Here is a 14,618-nt window from a genome sequence, read left to right as displayed (position 1 = left end):
GCGGTCGGACCGCCGCTCCGCGCTTGTAACTCAGAAACCGACCGAGGATCGCTTGATTGTTATACGCCCGAGCCAGGTACCGCGAGTTAATAGATTGGAAGAGTGCAGGTCCCTGCGACCGTTTGTCTAACCTTCCCACGGCTACGGGCTCGAGCCGGCATCCGCGCGATAGAACCCCTTGACCCGGCTAGCGCGCGAGCCATCCTCCATCGACCGGCAGGATGATGCCATGAACGTAATTGGCAGCTTGTGAGGCCAGGAAGACCGCGGCACCCCCGATATCCTCAGGGTGGCCCCACCGGCCGGCCGGAATGCGGGAGAGGATTTCTGAACTACGCTTCTGATCCTGGCGCAAAGCCTCGGTATTATTGGTTTCGATATATCCCGGCGCGATGGCATTCACGTTGATGCCCTTCGCCGCCCATTCATTCGCCAGAAGACGCGTGAGGCCCGCTAGGCCGCTTTTGCTCGCTGTATAAGAGGGAACGCGAATGCCGCCCTGGAAAGACAGGAGCGAAGCGATGTTGATGATTTTGCCGCCCCTGCCGTCCTTCAGCATTCGTCTTGCAATTGCCTGAGAAAGAAAGAACGTCGTCTTGAGATTGACGTTCATCACGTCGTCCCAATCGGCCTCGGTAAAATCGATGGCATCCGCGCGCCGGATGATTCCGGCGTTGTTGACGAGAATGTCGATCCGCTCACCAACCCGCTCGGCCGCACTCAGAACCATCTCAATGGGCTCAAGGGTGGAGAGATCGGCATGAACAGCATGAAATTTCGCGCCTGCCTGAGTGATTTGCGCCTGCGTCTCATCCATGGCTGACCGGCCGACGCCGACGACAGTGGCACCGGCCTTGGCCATGGCCGTGGCAATGGCCTGACCGATACCCGTATTGGCTCCGGTTACGATTGCTGTCTTGCCTTGCAGATCAAAGGAAGCCGACATGATGTTTCCAACTTTAGAACAGCCGATATGTTACGGGACTTCCCAAGGGAGACTAGCCTCGCGGCAGAGCTTGTCCCTCCGCATTGAAGACATGAAGGTCTTCGGGAGGCAGGGCGACGCCGATCCGCTCGCCCATTGAGAAGCGACGCTGACCGGGCGCGGATACCGTGAAGATCTCGCCACGATCGGTCCTGCCATGCAGGATCGTTTCTGCGCCGAGCTGCTCGACAAGGGTGAGTTCAAGCGGGATCGTTCCCTGGTCTACGTCCGTAACAGCTGCTGAATGCGGACGGATACCGAGCACGATCTTGGAACCGGGGGCAAGGTCGAGATGCGGAAGCCTCTGCTGCTTTCCATTGACCTGCACTCCGATGCCATTCGCGACCGGAATAGTCTCGGCCTCGATGAAATTCATGCGCGGAGAACCGATGAACCCGGCCACGAAACGATTGGCGGGATGGTTGTAGAGTTCGAGCGGCGTGCCGACCTGTTCGATCCGCCCGTCACGCAGCACAACGATGCGGTCGGCGAGCGTCATGGCCTCCGTCTGGTCGTGCGTCACGTAGATCATCGTGGCATTAAGCCGCTTGTGGAGAGCAGCGAGCTCCGCGCGCATCACCACGCGCAGTTCCGCATCGAGGTTGGACAACGGCTCATCAAGGAGGAAAATGCCGGGCCGGCGTACGATGGCGCGGCCGATGGCAACGCGCTGCCGCTGTCCGCCGGAGAGCTGGCGCGGCTTGCGGTTCAGAAGCGGCTCGATCAACAGCATCTTGGCCGCCTCCATCACCCGCCTGTCGATCTCGTCCCGTGGCATGCGGCTGTTTTCAAGCCCGAAAGCGAGGTTCTGGCGCACGCTCATATGCGGATAGAGCGCATAGGACTGGAACACCATCGCCAGCCCTCTGTCGGCAGCCGACACATCGTTGACGAGACGGTCATCGAGCTGGATCTCGCCCGAGCTTGCGCGCTCAAGACCCGCGATGGTGCGGAGCAACGTCGACTTTCCGCAGCCGGACGGACCGACGAAGACCACGAACTCACCGTCCCTGACTTCAAGATCGATGCCGTGCAGCACCCGTACGGCCCCATATTCCTTGGCAACTTGACGAAGAACAAGATGACTCACGGCGTGCTCTTTCCAAATGGGATCCGCATCATTTCAGGCCGGTATTCGCGATGCCTGCAGTGATGTAGCGCTGGAGGAAAAGGAAGATGAGGGCGACCGGCACGATGGACAGCACGGTCATGGCGAGCACGAAATGCCATTGCACGTTCAACTCACCCGAGAAGGCGTTGAGCCCGACCTGCAGGGTGTAGTGCTCCTTCCGCGACAGAACGACCAGCGGCCACAAGAAGTCGTTCCAGCGCCACATGACGGAGAAGATCGCCAGAACCGCCAGCGCCGGTGCCGCAAGCGGCAGCACGATGCGCCAATAGATCTGCCATTCGGACGCCTTGTCCATGCGGGCGGCATCGATCAGCTCGTCGGGAATGGTGAGCATATATTGCCGCAGAAGGAAGACGCCGGTCGGTGTGGCGACGGTGGGCAGGATCACACCCCAGAGCGTATCGAAGAGGTTCAGCGAATTCACCACCAGATAGAGCGGAACGACGATGACGGACAGAGGCACCATCAACGTTGCCAGAATGATGCCGAGCACCGCCGTGCGGCCCTTGAACTCGTATTTCGACAGAGCGAAAGCCGCCATGGAGTTCACCACGAGCGTGATGAGGGTGGCCATGACCGTGACGAAGATCGAGTTCTGAAAATAGCGCAGGAAGTCGAATTGCTGCAGCGGCTCAGCGTAGTTCTCGGTCGCGAGGTTGACCTCACGCACAGGCGTGCGCTTGTCGATCGGCACGCGGATGGCGGCGCCCGGATTCTGCGGATCGACCATCTGCGCCATGATCCCGACACGGCGCACCTGAGCCAGGATCTTCTCGCTGCCGTCCTCAAGCGTCACGCGGAAGAGCGGCAGCGGCTGCTCATAGCCTTGAACTCGCGCGACTTGCGCATCAAGCGGCATGAGGGTCGGCGGGAATTCGGCGAGATTGGCAGGCGTCTTGAAGGATGACACGACAAGCCACAGGACCGGCCCGAACATCAGGAAGAGGCCAAAAGCCAGCCAGATATAGGACAGCACATCCGTCCAGTGCCAGCCCGCGCCGCCGCGGCGGCGCAGAAGGAAGGTGGAGAGTGCGCTCATGCCGCCTCCTTTCGAGCCCGCCTGTTCGACACGACGAGCTGCAAGGCTGTCAGACCAACCAAGACGATCCCCATCAGGATCGAGGCTGCGGACGCGAGTCCCAGATTGCGCAGGACATGGGCAAAGCCCGTCTCATAGATGTACTGCGTGATGAACATGGTGCTGGTGCCCGGGCCACCACCCGTCAGCACGAAGGCCTCGTCAAAGATCTGCACGGCCTTGATGAGTGCGAGGATGATGACGACGAGCAGATTGGGCCATAGAAGCGGCAGAGTGATGCGCCAGAAGGTTCGCATTCGCCCCGTGCCGTCCATCTCGGCGGCCTCGTAGAGATCCCGCGGAATGGCCTGGAGGCCCGCAAGCAGGATAAGGGCGTAGAAACCGAGATGGGCCCAGACCGAGACGAAGATGGCCCAGAACATGGCCCAGTTGCGCTCGGCCAACCACAAGGTCCGCTCGAAGCCGAAATCCATGAGGATCGCGTTAAGCAGCCCATCACGCTGCAGAATCCATTTCCAGATCAGCCCGACCACGACCGGCGAAAGCAGAACGGGAAAGAAGAAGACCCCGCGCCAGAAGCCCCGGGCGCGCATCTCGCGGTTCAAAACGAGCGCGGTTCCCAGGGACACGAGCACGAGCACCGTCACCTGCGCAATGACGAAGAAGGCGGTGTTGTGCACGCTCTGCCAGAAGGCGTCCTGGAGGCAGGTGGACGGCGTGGTGTAATCGCCGCAGGTGAGCAGCGTCTGATACTGGTCCAGACCGACGAAGTGGCGATCGTCGAAGAAGATCGCCGTTCCGCCTGTCAGGGAATAGGCAAAGTTGATGGCAACAGGAATGAGCACGAACACGCTGAAGATCAGCATGTTAGGAGCCAGGAAGACGGCGCCCATGCCGCCGATGCCGAACCGGCGCTGAACGAAGCTCATGGGAGCGTTGAGCACGCCCATGAGAAAGCGGAAAGGCAGGGCCAGCATGGAGGACAGGTTGGATGCCTGCCCTCCCCGCACTTCGGTGATGATGCTCATCGCGCGTGCCCTTGGCTCAGCGGGAGGCCTCGGTGACCTTCTGCTTGATGTCGTCCTCGATGCGGGCATAGGCATCCGAAAGCTGCGCCTCGCCGGCCACCACCTGACCCAGGCGGCTGATGACGGCGGCGTAGATCGTGCCCGACCACTTGTAGCTCTGCATCTTCAGAGCGAGCGGATCGGCCGTCTGCGTGGCCTTCAGAAAGATCTCGAGTGACTTCTTCACGTTCGGATCGCTCGACTTGAAGTCGACACCCTTCGCCGCAACGCCCTGATGAGCCGGCAGGAACAGGGTGCGCTCGGAGAACTCACGCACGACAGGCTCGCTTGCGAGATATTCCACCACGCGGGCCACTTCCTTCGGGTTCTTGGTGTATTTCACCGCAACGAGACCGGCGCCGCCCGGCATTCCGGTGCAAGCGGCTGGTCCACATGGCTCGGTACCCGCCGACCAATCGAAGTTGTCCTTGATCTTCTGTGAGAATTGAGCGACCTGCCAGGATCCCGAGAAATAGACGGCGACCTGGCCGTTCACGAATTCTTCGTTCGCACCTTTATAGGTCGTCCCGGCAACGCCGCCCCAAATCTCGCGGGGCATGATGCCGTTCTTGTGCCAGTCGGCGATGCGCTGGGCCATGGCCTTGAAGCCTTCGTCCACGACGGCAGGCTTGCCGTCAGGGCCAATCACCTTCGCGCCCATCGAGATCGCAGGCCCCATGAAGCGGTGGCCGGAGCGGTCGAAGGCGAGCGCAATCGGAATCTTCTGGCTGTCGGCCACCTTCTTGGCCGCCGCAGCCCATTCATCCCAGGTCGCCTTCGCGCCGGGGACCGGCACGCCTGCCTGCTCGAACAACGTGGTATTCACGAGCGGGCCGGTGATGGTGAGCTGCGTCATGAAGCCCGGCAATGCATTGCTGCCGTCCTCTCGCATCCAGTCGAGAGTGTTGCTGAAGTTCTTTTCGAATGTCGCCGCATCCTTCAGGTGCGGACGCAGATCGAGCCAATGCTTGGCCTGCGACTTCAGCTCAACCACACGCACGATGTCGGGGCCGCGACCAGCCTCCAACTGCACAGGCAGCTGATCCTTGATGACGCCGAAGGCGACATTGTCGACCACGACCTTGATGTCGGGGTTCTGGGCCTCGAAACGCTTGACGAGATCCTGCAGAACCTCGCCCTCGTTGCCGTCGGAGTACCACATGATGCGCACTTCGGTGGCCGCCTGGGCGACGGATGCGCTCAATGCCAGGGCCAGCGCCCCGCCAATCAGTTTTTTCAGTCCCTTCATCACTTTCCTCCCATGATGAATTTTTGAATCAGGCAATCTTGAGTTGCTCTTGTCTTTTGTGTTGGGAAGGCAGCGTCACACGCGCTCCCTCCGGGAAGGCTGTCAGTTCTCCTGACAAAGTCCAATTCTTCGGATCGATGGTTTCCTTCTCTGTGCGCACCACTGCATCGGAACTACAGGCGACGGCTCCGAAATCAGGATCCTGAACCACGATAACGCCATCGTTACGTTCCTCTGCCGAGAGGCCTGCGAAGCGCCGGCCGAAGGCGGCCAGACTGCCTTCAGTGGCGACATCGGAGAGGCGCACGAGCCAACGGCCGGCATGCCCGGGCAGACGAACCTCGCACCCGGCGGTCGGGCCTTTCGTCACCTTTTCAAGTGGGCCGCTCGCGACGAGCAGGCATAGCCCCTCGCCAGACCGCAGGAGGATCCGGTTGCCCTCATGGACCACTTCATCCATCTCGGCCTCCGGCAGCCAGGCATGGGTGAAGTCCGGCTGCGTCGGATGGGCTTTGAAATCCACCACCGCCAGGGAACGGTACTGGTGAACGCGCGGCACCGTTCCGCAGCCGCCCCAATAGGACGGACGGCCATAGCCGCTGTGGATCACCTCGCCCGGATGATTGATCCAGATCTGCGATTCCGGCTTGTCGCCAAGGCGCAGATGCAGAACGGTTTCCTGATAACCCCATTCACCCCAGCGATAGGCCGCGATACTGCCCAGGGCATAATCCTTCGACTTGAAGTGATAGAGCGAGGCGATGCCGTTCTCGCCCTGCTTGTAGCGCCATTCATAGGCTCCGGTGCCCTTATGATCGGCAATGGCGGCGAGACTCGGATCGATGGTCAGGCCGTGCTCGGCAAAGCACAGGGCGAGCTGCGGCAGCGCATGGAAGCGGCGGCCGAGAGATCCCTTGCCGAAGGCGAGATAGGACATGCCCGACAGTTCGAGCGTGCGCCCCGGACGGAGCGTATGTTCGTAGCTGCGCCCCTGCGAGGCCGTCATCATGCCGTGATGGCTCGACAGGGCCATGATTTCGAGAAGACGTCGGATGGCGGCACCGGAGCGTTCGCGAATGCCGGCATCGGGCGAGAGCGCGTAGAGCGCGCAGAGACCTTTCAAGTCGATCGGGAAATATGGCGCCGAGTTCCATTCGGCCATCTCGCAGGCCTCGAAATGGGTCAGCCATTCGAGGAGACGCTGCCGACCAATCTCGGCCTGCTCGCGACCCTTGCGGCCGGAACGTTTGAAGGTCGCGTCAGGAAAGAGCGTGCCGGCGAGATGGCAGGCCGTGTGGAACAGCAGCGCGTGGTTCTCGCTGAAGTACCACATCACATCGTTGCCGGGCTCGTCCATCCAGTAGCGGAAGCGCAGGATGACATCGTCCATGCGCGCCAGCGTCTCGGGCGCGATCCGCTCCGGCCAGGAAATGCGCGACCAGAGGAGCGGCACGAGCAGGAAATCCGCGCAATCGTGACAATCGCCGATGATCGGCAGGCAGGATTCGATGATTCGATCCGTCTCCGGTCCGCCGCGATTAAATGCAAGGCGCGCCAGCACGGCGACCATGTCGCGCTCGCCGCGCTCGGCCACATGATCGAGCACGGCCTGCGCCCGTGCCTGGATATCGGCGGAAGCAGGAGGCTGCCTGTCGAGGTGGCAGATCTCGACGCCCAGCACGCGCGTCGCCACGAAGTCATCGTCTCTCAAGGTGATGTCGAAATGCCGGAAATCGGCGGGGAGCTCGCTCGTGTCGGCGATGGCGACACGCGTGGCTCCCGCAGGGAGCGTCTTGGAGAATTCCAGCGTCTCTTCCGTGGACATGAAATCGCCGCGAACCTCCACGTGGACGTAGAGCGGGCTCGTCGCCGGATTATCGAAGACGATGGCGACTTCGCCGCGCCCATAGGACGGCTTCTCGAAGCGCATGCCCTCGAGCATATTCTCCACTGCGACCGCGCGCGTTCCGTCGATGGCGCTCGGCATGCCAACCGACAGTCCTTCGCCCGCGATCAACTCAAGACTGAAGTAATAGCGTGCATCGCGCTCGCAAAGATCGGCGAACCAGACCCGCAGCTCGTTCCTGCCCGCCTTCAACGGCATCTCGATCTCAGCGCGCTCTTCGAAATTGCGCTGATAACGGGTGAGTTCCGCGACGCGGCTACCATTAACCTCAAGGAAGGCGCCGCCACACGTGGCGAAGCTGAAACGTGCCACCTGATCGCGCGGGCTGTCGATGGTCGTTTGCGCCCAGCACTCAACGCGCGTGGCCCGGAACCAGAAGCCCGACAGATCGACGCGCGGAGAGCCGAAGGGCAACCAGACGCGTGTCGGCTCGAAGCTCGTCACGGGCTGAGGAGTTTTGCCGCGGTACTCTTCGATGAAATCCGTGCGGCAGGCATATTGGTGCGGGATGAAGTTGCGGTCCTTCGTCAGGAAGAAGAAGGCATCCATCTTCCCTTCCATGGTGCGGTCCGGAACGTCGTAGCGCTCCTCGTGCACGTCGCCGAGCTGCCAATGGCCGACCGCCTGGCCGGGTTTCAGGGAATGTGTCAGATACATCGTGTTCGCCATCGCCATTCTCACCGCAGCCTGCTCACCGGCACCGGATCGACATCAGTGTATTCCTGGTTCTCGCCAGTCATGCTCCAGACGAAGGCATAGGGCCCTGTGCCGGCTCCCATATGGATCGACCATGCCGGCGACAGGATCGCATCGCCATTCGCCACAACGAGGTGGCGCGTCTCTTCCGGGCGTCCCATCAGGTGAATGACGCGGTCCTCGGGCGCCATGTCGAAATAGACATACGCCTCCATGCGCCGCTCATGCAGATGCGGCGGCATGGTGTTCCACACGCTGCCATGGGCGAGATCGGTGATGCCCATGAGGAGAAGCCCGGAGGGCGCGACTTCCGGATGGATGTACATGCGCAGCGAGCGCCTGTTCGAGCGCTTCTCCTCGCCCAGCTCCAGCGGCTTCGCCTCGGCTCTCGTGATCAGCCGATGCGGATAATCCACCTGCGAGGGAACGGAGGTCATGTAGAAGCGAGCAGGATTGCCGGCATCCGCGCTCGATAAGGTCAGGCGCTGCGCGCCGCGCCCCACATAGAGGATGTCCCGGTTGTCGAGGTCGAAACTCTTCCCGTCCACCGCGATGCGGCCTCGTCCGCCGAGATTGGCAATGCCCATCTCACGATAAGACAGCAGGTGCGGCGTGCCGATGGGAGCGCCCTCGCCGAAGGTGACGCTTTTTCCCACGGGCACGGAGCCGCCGAGGATCATGCGGTCGATATGGGTGTAGACGAGACGAACATCGTCCTTCGGGAACAGCTGATCGATGAGAAAGGTCGAGCGCAGGTCTTCCGTCGACAAGGAACCAATCGTTTCAGGCCCCGCTCCATAGCGAACCTCGATCATGCAGCGGTCTCCTGTTGAGCATCGTTCATATGGCGGACGGCCTCCGCCAGAAGCAGAATGGCGAGAGCCTGACCGTAAGCCGTCGGCTGGATGGGGATATCGTGGTAGAATTGCAGATCACGTCCCATGCGGGTGCCGTAGGAAACATTCTGCAGCGTGCCGTTCTCGTCGATGTTGTCGAGCACGTAGTCCAAGGCGCGAAGTCCTGCCTGCCGCGCATCCTCCCCCAGGACTCCAAGACGCGCAGCTTTCAGAAGGCCGTAGCCGAAACCGGCCGTCGCAGAGGCCTCAAGATAGGAAGACGAATCGTCGATCAGCGTATGCCAAGCGCCGCTGCGGTCCTGATGGTGCAGGAGAGACTTGGCCTGCGTCCGCAGGCAGCTGAGGAGATATTCCTTTACGCCGCCCTCGATGCCGCCGAGTTCGATGAAATCGAGAAGCCCCGCCGTAATCCAGGCATTGCCCCGCGCCCAGCGCGCACGCGCAAAATTGTGCCGCCCTTCGAAGGTCCAGCCATGAAACCACAGGCCGGTTTTCGTATCGGTCAGGTAATGCGCGTGCAGCAGGAACTGTCTCACCGATTCCTGAACGAGATCGTCGCGGCCTGAGGCCCGGCCGTAATTCGCCAGGAAGAGGCATACCATGAAGAGCGTATCGTCCCACAGTTCCGCGGGATTGACGCCATCGGACACGATATGCTGGAAGCCGCCTTCCTCCGTGCGGGGAAGGCTGTTCATCGCGAGATCCGCCCAGTGGTCGAGAGGTGCGCGCCAGCGCTCCTCCCGCGTCTTGTCCCAGAGCATGGACAGGCCGAGCATGGGCGCGGTGGTATTCACGTTGAGCGCCGGCAGGCCTTTCCCGAGTTGACGCTCGTACCAAGCCTCGATCAAGCAGCGATGCTCGTCGTTGCCGGTGAACTCCCAGTACCGGACCAGACCATATAGGCCTACGCCCTGGGGCCATTCCCAGCCGTCGAAGCTGATGTAATCGCCGGGAGTCCCGTCAAGATTTGGCTCATCGAATGTCCCGTCATGGCGCAAAGCCACCATGCCTGCGACGAGACGATCGAGCTGGCGCGTAAGACGCCCACTCTCCCTCATTTGCGCTGCCTCCCGGGCATCTGTTGTTGTTGAGATGATTTTTCATCAGATGAAAAGATTGCGCAACATGAAAATTTTTTGCAATATCTCCACCATGTCCAAGAAGCCCGCTCTCTCCTCGAAAAACCTTGCGCGCAGCCGGCTGCGCGACATTGCTCTTGCCTGTGATGTCTCCATCAGCAGCGTGTCGCGTGCTTTGGCGGGGCAGAAAGGGGTCCGGGAGGATGTCCGCCAACGGATCTTCGAGGCGGCAAGGAACGCGCAATATCCCCTTCCCAACATGGTGCAGGGGGCACGGATTGCGGTCTTTGCCAGCAAGGCCGCCATGACGGATTACAGCCGCACGCAGTTCACCTGGCACGTCCTGGAAGGATTGAAATCGGCCGCTGCGGCACGAGAGATCGAAATATCCCTGATACCGCTACCCGATCCGGAGGAGGGTCAGGCCCCGCTGACGGATGCCCTCATCAGCGAAGATATTCTCGGCGTTCTCCTGCTCACGGTCGACGACATGCAGGTGATGTCTCGGATTCAAGAGAGCGGCAAAGCTGCGGTTCTCATCAACAGCGACGATCCGCTCATGCGGATCTCGAGTGTCAGCCCATGCAATCGGTCCGCAACGCGCATGGCTTGCGATTACCTCATCGGCTTGGGTCATGAGCGCATTGGCTTTGTCATGCGGCCCGGTCGCCCGACCATCCGACGCCGTCTTGAAGGCTGGCGCGACGCCCTGTTGGAACACGGCCTGCCCTGCTCGGATGAAAACGTGATCAGCGTAGAGGATTGGACGCCGGAATGCGCTGAGCGTGCCATCGGTGAGCGCCTCGACAAAGGCCAGCTCGATGTGACCGCATTGCTCTGCGCCGCCGACAGTCTCGCGCTGGGAGCCCTCTCTGCGTTGAAAGCACGTCAGATCGCATGCCCGGAAGAGATATCGGTGATGGGAATCGACAATCTGCCGATTTCGGATCTTCTCACCCCGCGCCTGACCACCATGCACATCCCGGCCCGCGAACTGGGCGAGACGGCCGTCGAGATGCTGATCGAACTCTCGACACAGGGTCAACGCGTCGTGCGTCGGACAGAGCTCGCTTGCCGCCTCATCGAACGCGATTCCACGGCGTCAGTCGCTCATGGAATTGCGTGACCTGCGCGCGCAGCTATAGCCCCTTCATGAAGGCAAAAGCATTCCGGCTGCTTTAAACGTCGCTGTTCATCCCAGCGCACCGAGCCCCTGGCGCTCAGATTGTGCTAAGGATAGCGCACCGGCGGGGGCGGAGGCTCCGGCAGCGGGATGAACTCGGCCTCGTCCCCCGGCACCGTGTCGAACCTGGCCGCCTTCCAGTCGGCCTTCGCCTGCTCAATGCGGTCCTGCCGCGACGAGACGAAGTTCCACCAGATGAAGCGTGGGCCATCCATCGGCTCGCCACCCAGCATCATGAAGCGGGCATCGCTGCGCGCCCGGATCGTAATGCGGTCGCCCGGACGAAACACCAGGAGCTGTCCTGGCGGGAATACGTCGCCAGCGATTTCGACCTCGCCCGAGACGGTGTAGATCGCCCGCTCGTCGTAGTCCGGATCGAGCGGAACGGCGGCTCCCGACCGCAGCGCCACATCGGCATAGAACATCGGACTGGAGGTCTTCACCGGCGAGGTCGCTCCGAGGATCGAACCGGCGATGATCCTCACCGTCTTGCCGTCGCCATCGAGCACCGGCATGTCGCCCGCGTCGTAATGCACGAAGTCAGGCGTGGCCTCCTCGTCCTTGGCCGACAGCGCCACCCAGCTCTGGATGCCGAAGAGCTTCGAGCCCGTCGTGCGCAGCTCCTGCGAGGTCCGCTCGGAATGGACGATGCCGCGCCCGGCCGTCATCCAGTTGAGTTCGCCGGGGCGGATTGGCAATTCGCTCCCGAGCGAGTCGCGGTGCATGATCTCGCCGTCGAAGAGATAGGTGACGGTGGAGAGGCCGATATGGGGATGGGGCCGCACGTCCATGCCGGATCCGAGCAGGAACTCGGACGGCCCCATCTGGTCGAAGAAGATGAAGGGGCCGACCATCTGCCGCTGCGCGGAAGGAAGCGCGCGACGCACCTCGAAGCTGCCGAGATCGCGGGCGCGTGGCACGATCACGGTCTCGATGGCGTCACAGGCGAGCTTGTCGCCGGGCTGCGGGTCTTCAGCGGGATTCCAGCTCATCAGATCGTCTCCTTCCCTGCACAGAGTGCGGTTGTTTCGCCGCTGTCTTCAGCCGGCCTTTCGAGAAAACAACAGGCGGAGATCATGCCCCCTCCCGTCGTTCGCTCGACTCCCAGGCCCTCAGATGTTCCTCAAGCGCGTCATCCGTATCGGCCGGAACAGAGGGCCCACTCCAGGCTGTCGACCCGAATGTGGTGCCCGTTCCGTCCCGCCCGACAATTCGCCAGAAATGCAGCGCAGCACTCCGCTCCTTGTGACCCATCTCGGCGCGTGCTGCATCCGCTTCGGGCCGGGTCGCGTCCCGGAGCCGGTAGCGCCGCGATGGGTTGTCAGCGAACCATAGTTCATCGGGTGTCATGATGCCTCCAATTTAAGCTCGGCAAGCGCCCTTCACACCGGATGTGTATTCGATCAGCACATCCCATGGATGCCGGCGCATCAAACGTCCGGCATGACGACCATGACGTTCGGCCGTGCCAGCTGCCGTCTCAGATCGCTGCAATCCTGTGCCCGGAGCCCATCGAGAAACTCCAAACCCGCGTTTGCAGGTGGATCGAGGAGATGCACCTCCAGGCTCCCACCCTGCGGCGCGGCAGTCGCTATCGTGACCAAGCCCGTCGGTGTCTCCCGCTCGATTCTGGCCCCAAGGATGTCGTCGCACTGAAGCCGCAGGATGAACTCCATGGTCATCTCCTCAGTTCGGTCGCATTCTGACAGCGCCAGACGACACCTTATCAGATGTTAGGCCCTGAGGCGCCCTTCAGACGTGCGACAGGTCGATCGGGATCGCGTCACGCCAACGGCCGCAGATCTGCCTCGATCTGCTGGCGCCGGCCTTCCAGGAACGGCGGCAGCGAGAGCGTCTCGCCGAGATGCTCCATCGACTCGTCTGTGGCGAAGCCCGGCCCATCGGTGGCAATCTCGAACAGGATCCCGTTCGGCTCGCGGAAGTAGAGGCTGCGGAACCAGAACCGATCCACCGGACCGCTCGACGGCATGCGTACGTGGTTGAGCCGCTCCGCCCAGGCCTTGTAATCGGCATCGGGGATGCGGAACGCCACATGGTGGACGCCCCCTGCCCCGGGCTGGGCGATCGGAAGGTTGGGCTCGACGGACACATGGAGCTCCGCCGCCGGCCCACCCGCTCCCATCTGGTAAACGTAGGTGCGGGTTTCCTCGTTGCCCGGCGTGGCGTAGTCGCGAACGCGCGCCATGCCCATGATCTTCGTGAGCACGAGTTCAGTATAGTGAAGATCAGGCACGCTGATGGTGATCGGCCCGAGGCCACGGATCTGATATTCCGCCGGCACGGGGCTGCGCTCCCACGGATGCGCTTCGCCCTTCCCGCCATCGTCGACGAGGCTCAGGCGCTGGCCCTCGAAATCCTCGAAGTCGAGCATGAGCCGCCCGTCGCGCTCGGTGATCGGCTGATGCGCGATGTTGAGGGAACTGAGGCGGTCCTTCCACCAGTGCAGCGCCTTCTCGCCATTCACACGCAGGCCGGTCCGCGAGATGCTGTGCGTGCCGCGCTGCTCGCGCTCCACGGGCCAGTCGAAGAAGGTGATGTCCGTGCCGGGCGAGCCGCGCCCGTCGGCGTAGAACAGGTGGTAGGCGCTCACGTCGTCCTGGTTCACGGTCTTCTTCACGAGCCGCATGCCGAGTGCTTGAGTGTAGAAAGCGTGATTGCCGGACGCGTCGGCGGTCACGGCGGTGAGGTGATGAATGCCGGTCAGTTGCATGGTTGGTGTCCTTGTCGGGCAAGGCGGGCCGGCTGGCCCACCTGCCGCAATGGTTAAAGTTGATCGATCCAAGCCTTGGTGAGGGCCACGTCGGTCTGGGACAGCCCGTGGCCCGTCGGGAGCACGCGGTGCTCGACATTGGCGCCGGCGCCCGTCAGCAGCGTAGCCAGCCGCTTGGCGTTGTCCGCCGGCACGATGGGATCCGATGCCCCCGAGATGATCAGCACGGGCTTTCCGGCGAGATCAGCGGCCGGCGGATCGACCAAGGGCACCATGGCCCGCAGCAGGGCGGCCCCGGCGAGGGCTTCGGGCCGGAGCTGAAGCACGGCCGCGGCGATGTTGGCGCCGTTCGAGAAGCCAACCGCAATCGGAGCGGCCAGACCGTAGGATTCCCGCGCCTCAGCGATGAAATCGGCCAGTTCGTTGGCGCGGCGGCGCACGTCCTCCTCGTCGAAGATGCCCTCACGCAGGCGGCGGAAGAAGCGGGGCATCCCGCCCTCCAGCACCTTGCCGCGCGGGGAAAGCTGAGCGGAGCCCGGCGAGAGCATCTGCCCAAGCGACAGCAGATCGTCCTCGTTGCCGCCGGTGCCGTGCAGCAGCAGGAGCGGTGGGCGGCCCGGCTCGGAGGCCGGCTTGAAGCGGTGGATGAACGAGAGTTCAAGCGTGGTGGTCATGGCAACCTCGATCAGGGCTG

At 62.4% G+C, this 14,618-nt stretch carries 14 protein-coding genes; 1 reads left to right on the top strand and 13 read right to left on the bottom strand.

The window, feature by feature from the left end:
* Nucleotides 1–187: 187 nt before the first annotated feature.
* Genes kduD through bglB form a run of 8 tightly spaced genes read right to left on the bottom strand, consistent with a single transcriptional unit; the run spans nucleotide 188 to nucleotide 9,989 of the window.
* Nucleotides 188–946, bottom strand: coding sequence for a 2-dehydro-3-deoxy-D-gluconate 5-dehydrogenase KduD (gene kduD / locus ACUXUR_RS19955; RefSeq protein ID WP_445504106.1), 759 nt, complete (start codon nucleotides 944–946; stop codon nucleotides 188–190).
* Between the two features lie 52 nt (nucleotides 947–998).
* Entirely contained in the window at nucleotides 999–2,075 is a 1,077-nt protein-coding gene (locus tag ACUXUR_RS19950; protein WP_445504105.1) for an ABC transporter ATP-binding protein, read from the bottom strand.
* Between the two features lie 28 nt (nucleotides 2,076–2,103).
* Nucleotides 2,104–3,156, bottom strand: a complete 1,053-nt coding sequence (locus ACUXUR_RS19945; RefSeq protein ID WP_445504104.1) for a carbohydrate ABC transporter permease — start codon at nucleotides 3,154–3,156, stop codon at nucleotides 2,104–2,106.
* Complete coding sequence (locus ACUXUR_RS19940; RefSeq protein ID WP_445504103.1) at nucleotides 3,153–4,184, bottom strand: carbohydrate ABC transporter permease; 1,032 nt, start codon at nucleotides 4,182–4,184, stop codon at nucleotides 3,153–3,155. Before ACUXUR_RS19940 ends, ACUXUR_RS19945 begins: the two co-directional genes overlap by 4 nt.
* A 16-nt stretch (nucleotides 4,185–4,200) precedes the next feature.
* Nucleotides 4,201–5,472 (bottom strand): ABC transporter substrate-binding protein, encoded by a 1,272-nt coding sequence (locus tag ACUXUR_RS19935; RefSeq protein WP_445504102.1) that lies wholly within the window; start codon nucleotides 5,470–5,472, stop codon nucleotides 4,201–4,203.
* A gap of 28 nt (nucleotides 5,473–5,500) precedes the next feature.
* Nucleotides 5,501–8,053 carry a hypothetical protein gene (locus tag ACUXUR_RS19930; RefSeq protein WP_445504101.1) on the bottom strand — a complete coding sequence of 851 codons (2,553 nt, stop codon included), beginning with the start codon at nucleotides 8,051–8,053 and terminating at the stop codon, nucleotides 5,501–5,503.
* A gap of 2 nt (nucleotides 8,054–8,055) precedes the next feature.
* Complete coding sequence (kduI, locus tag ACUXUR_RS19925; RefSeq protein WP_445504100.1) at nucleotides 8,056–8,889, bottom strand: 5-dehydro-4-deoxy-D-glucuronate isomerase; 834 nt, start codon at nucleotides 8,887–8,889, stop codon at nucleotides 8,056–8,058.
* Nucleotides 8,886–9,989 (bottom strand): beta-galactosidase BglB, encoded by a 1,104-nt coding sequence (bglB, locus tag ACUXUR_RS19920; protein ID WP_445504099.1) that lies wholly within the window; start codon nucleotides 9,987–9,989, stop codon nucleotides 8,886–8,888. The genes kduI and bglB overlap by 4 nt, the downstream gene beginning before the upstream one ends.
* 67 nt (nucleotides 9,990–10,056) lie before the next feature.
* Here bglB and ACUXUR_RS19915 point away from each other — a divergent pair, with 67 nt between their 5' ends.
* Nucleotides 10,057–11,136: a LacI family DNA-binding transcriptional regulator gene (locus ACUXUR_RS19915; protein WP_445504098.1), complete on the top strand. Its 1,080-nt coding sequence runs from the start codon at nucleotides 10,057–10,059 to the stop codon at nucleotides 11,134–11,136.
* 104 nt (nucleotides 11,137–11,240) lie between these two features.
* Here the strand turns inward: ACUXUR_RS19915 and ACUXUR_RS19910 are convergent, their stop codons facing one another.
* The 5 genes from ACUXUR_RS19910 to ACUXUR_RS19890 form a co-directional block, all read right to left on the bottom strand.
* Complete coding sequence (locus ACUXUR_RS19910) at nucleotides 11,241–12,185, bottom strand: pirin family protein (RefSeq protein ID WP_445504097.1); 945 nt, start codon at nucleotides 12,183–12,185, stop codon at nucleotides 11,241–11,243.
* Nucleotides 12,186–12,267: 82 nt separating this feature from the next.
* A complete protein-coding gene (locus ACUXUR_RS19905) occupies nucleotides 12,268–12,543 on the bottom strand; it encodes a hypothetical protein (RefSeq protein ID WP_445504096.1) in 276 nt (91 codons plus the stop codon).
* An 80-nt stretch (nucleotides 12,544–12,623) separates the two neighbouring features.
* Nucleotides 12,624–12,869: a hypothetical protein gene (locus ACUXUR_RS19900; protein ID WP_445504095.1), complete on the bottom strand. Its 246-nt coding sequence runs from the start codon at nucleotides 12,867–12,869 to the stop codon at nucleotides 12,624–12,626.
* A 107-nt stretch (nucleotides 12,870–12,976) separates the two neighbouring features.
* Nucleotides 12,977–13,924 (bottom strand): ring-cleaving dioxygenase, encoded by a 948-nt coding sequence (locus tag ACUXUR_RS19895; protein WP_445504094.1) that lies wholly within the window; start codon nucleotides 13,922–13,924, stop codon nucleotides 12,977–12,979.
* Between the two features lie 53 nt (nucleotides 13,925–13,977).
* A complete protein-coding gene (locus ACUXUR_RS19890; RefSeq protein WP_445504093.1) occupies nucleotides 13,978–14,598 on the bottom strand; it encodes an alpha/beta hydrolase in 621 nt (206 codons plus the stop codon).
* Nucleotides 14,599–14,618 lie beyond the last annotated feature (20 nt).

The organism is Microvirga medicaginis, assembly GCF_052658925.1.
The sequence above is the reverse complement of the archived record's forward strand: the minus strand, read 5'-3'. Positions and strand labels throughout refer to the sequence as shown.

Coding starts and splice junctions, on each gene's coding strand:
- kduD (WP_445504106.1), bottom strand. CDS start 946: ATGTCGGCTTCCTTTGATCTGCAAGGCAAGACAGCAATCGTAACCGGA.
- ACUXUR_RS19945 (WP_445504104.1), bottom strand. CDS start 3,156: ATGAGCGCACTCTCCACCTTCCTTCTGCGCCGCCGCGGCGGCGCGGGC.
- ACUXUR_RS19940 (WP_445504103.1), bottom strand. CDS start 4,184: ATGAGCATCATCACCGAAGTGCGGGGAGGGCAGGCATCCAACCTGTCC.
- ACUXUR_RS19935 (WP_445504102.1), bottom strand. CDS start 5,472: ATGAAGGGACTGAAAAAACTGATTGGCGGGGCGCTGGCCCTGGCATTG.
- ACUXUR_RS19930 (WP_445504101.1), bottom strand. CDS start 8,053: ATGGCGATGGCGAACACGATGTATCTGACACATTCCCTGAAACCCGGC.
- kduI (WP_445504100.1), bottom strand. CDS start 8,889: ATGATCGAGGTTCGCTATGGAGCGGGGCCTGAAACGATTGGTTCCTTG.
- bglB (WP_445504099.1), bottom strand. CDS start 9,989: ATGAGGGAGAGTGGGCGTCTTACGCGCCAGCTCGATCGTCTCGTCGCA.
- ACUXUR_RS19915 (WP_445504098.1), top strand. CDS start 10,057: ATGAAAATTTTTTGCAATATCTCCACCATGTCCAAGAAGCCCGCTCTC.
- ACUXUR_RS19910 (WP_445504097.1), bottom strand. CDS start 12,185: ATGAGCTGGAATCCCGCTGAAGACCCGCAGCCCGGCGACAAGCTCGCC.
- ACUXUR_RS19905 (WP_445504096.1), bottom strand. CDS start 12,543: ATGACACCCGATGAACTATGGTTCGCTGACAACCCATCGCGGCGCTAC.
- ACUXUR_RS19900 (WP_445504095.1), bottom strand. CDS start 12,869: ATGGAGTTCATCCTGCGGCTTCAGTGCGACGACATCCTTGGGGCCAGA.
- ACUXUR_RS19895 (WP_445504094.1), bottom strand. CDS start 13,924: ATGCAACTGACCGGCATTCATCACCTCACCGCCGTGACCGCCGACGCG.
- ACUXUR_RS19890 (WP_445504093.1), bottom strand. CDS start 14,598: ATGACCACCACGCTTGAACTCTCGTTCATCCACCGCTTCAAGCCGGCC.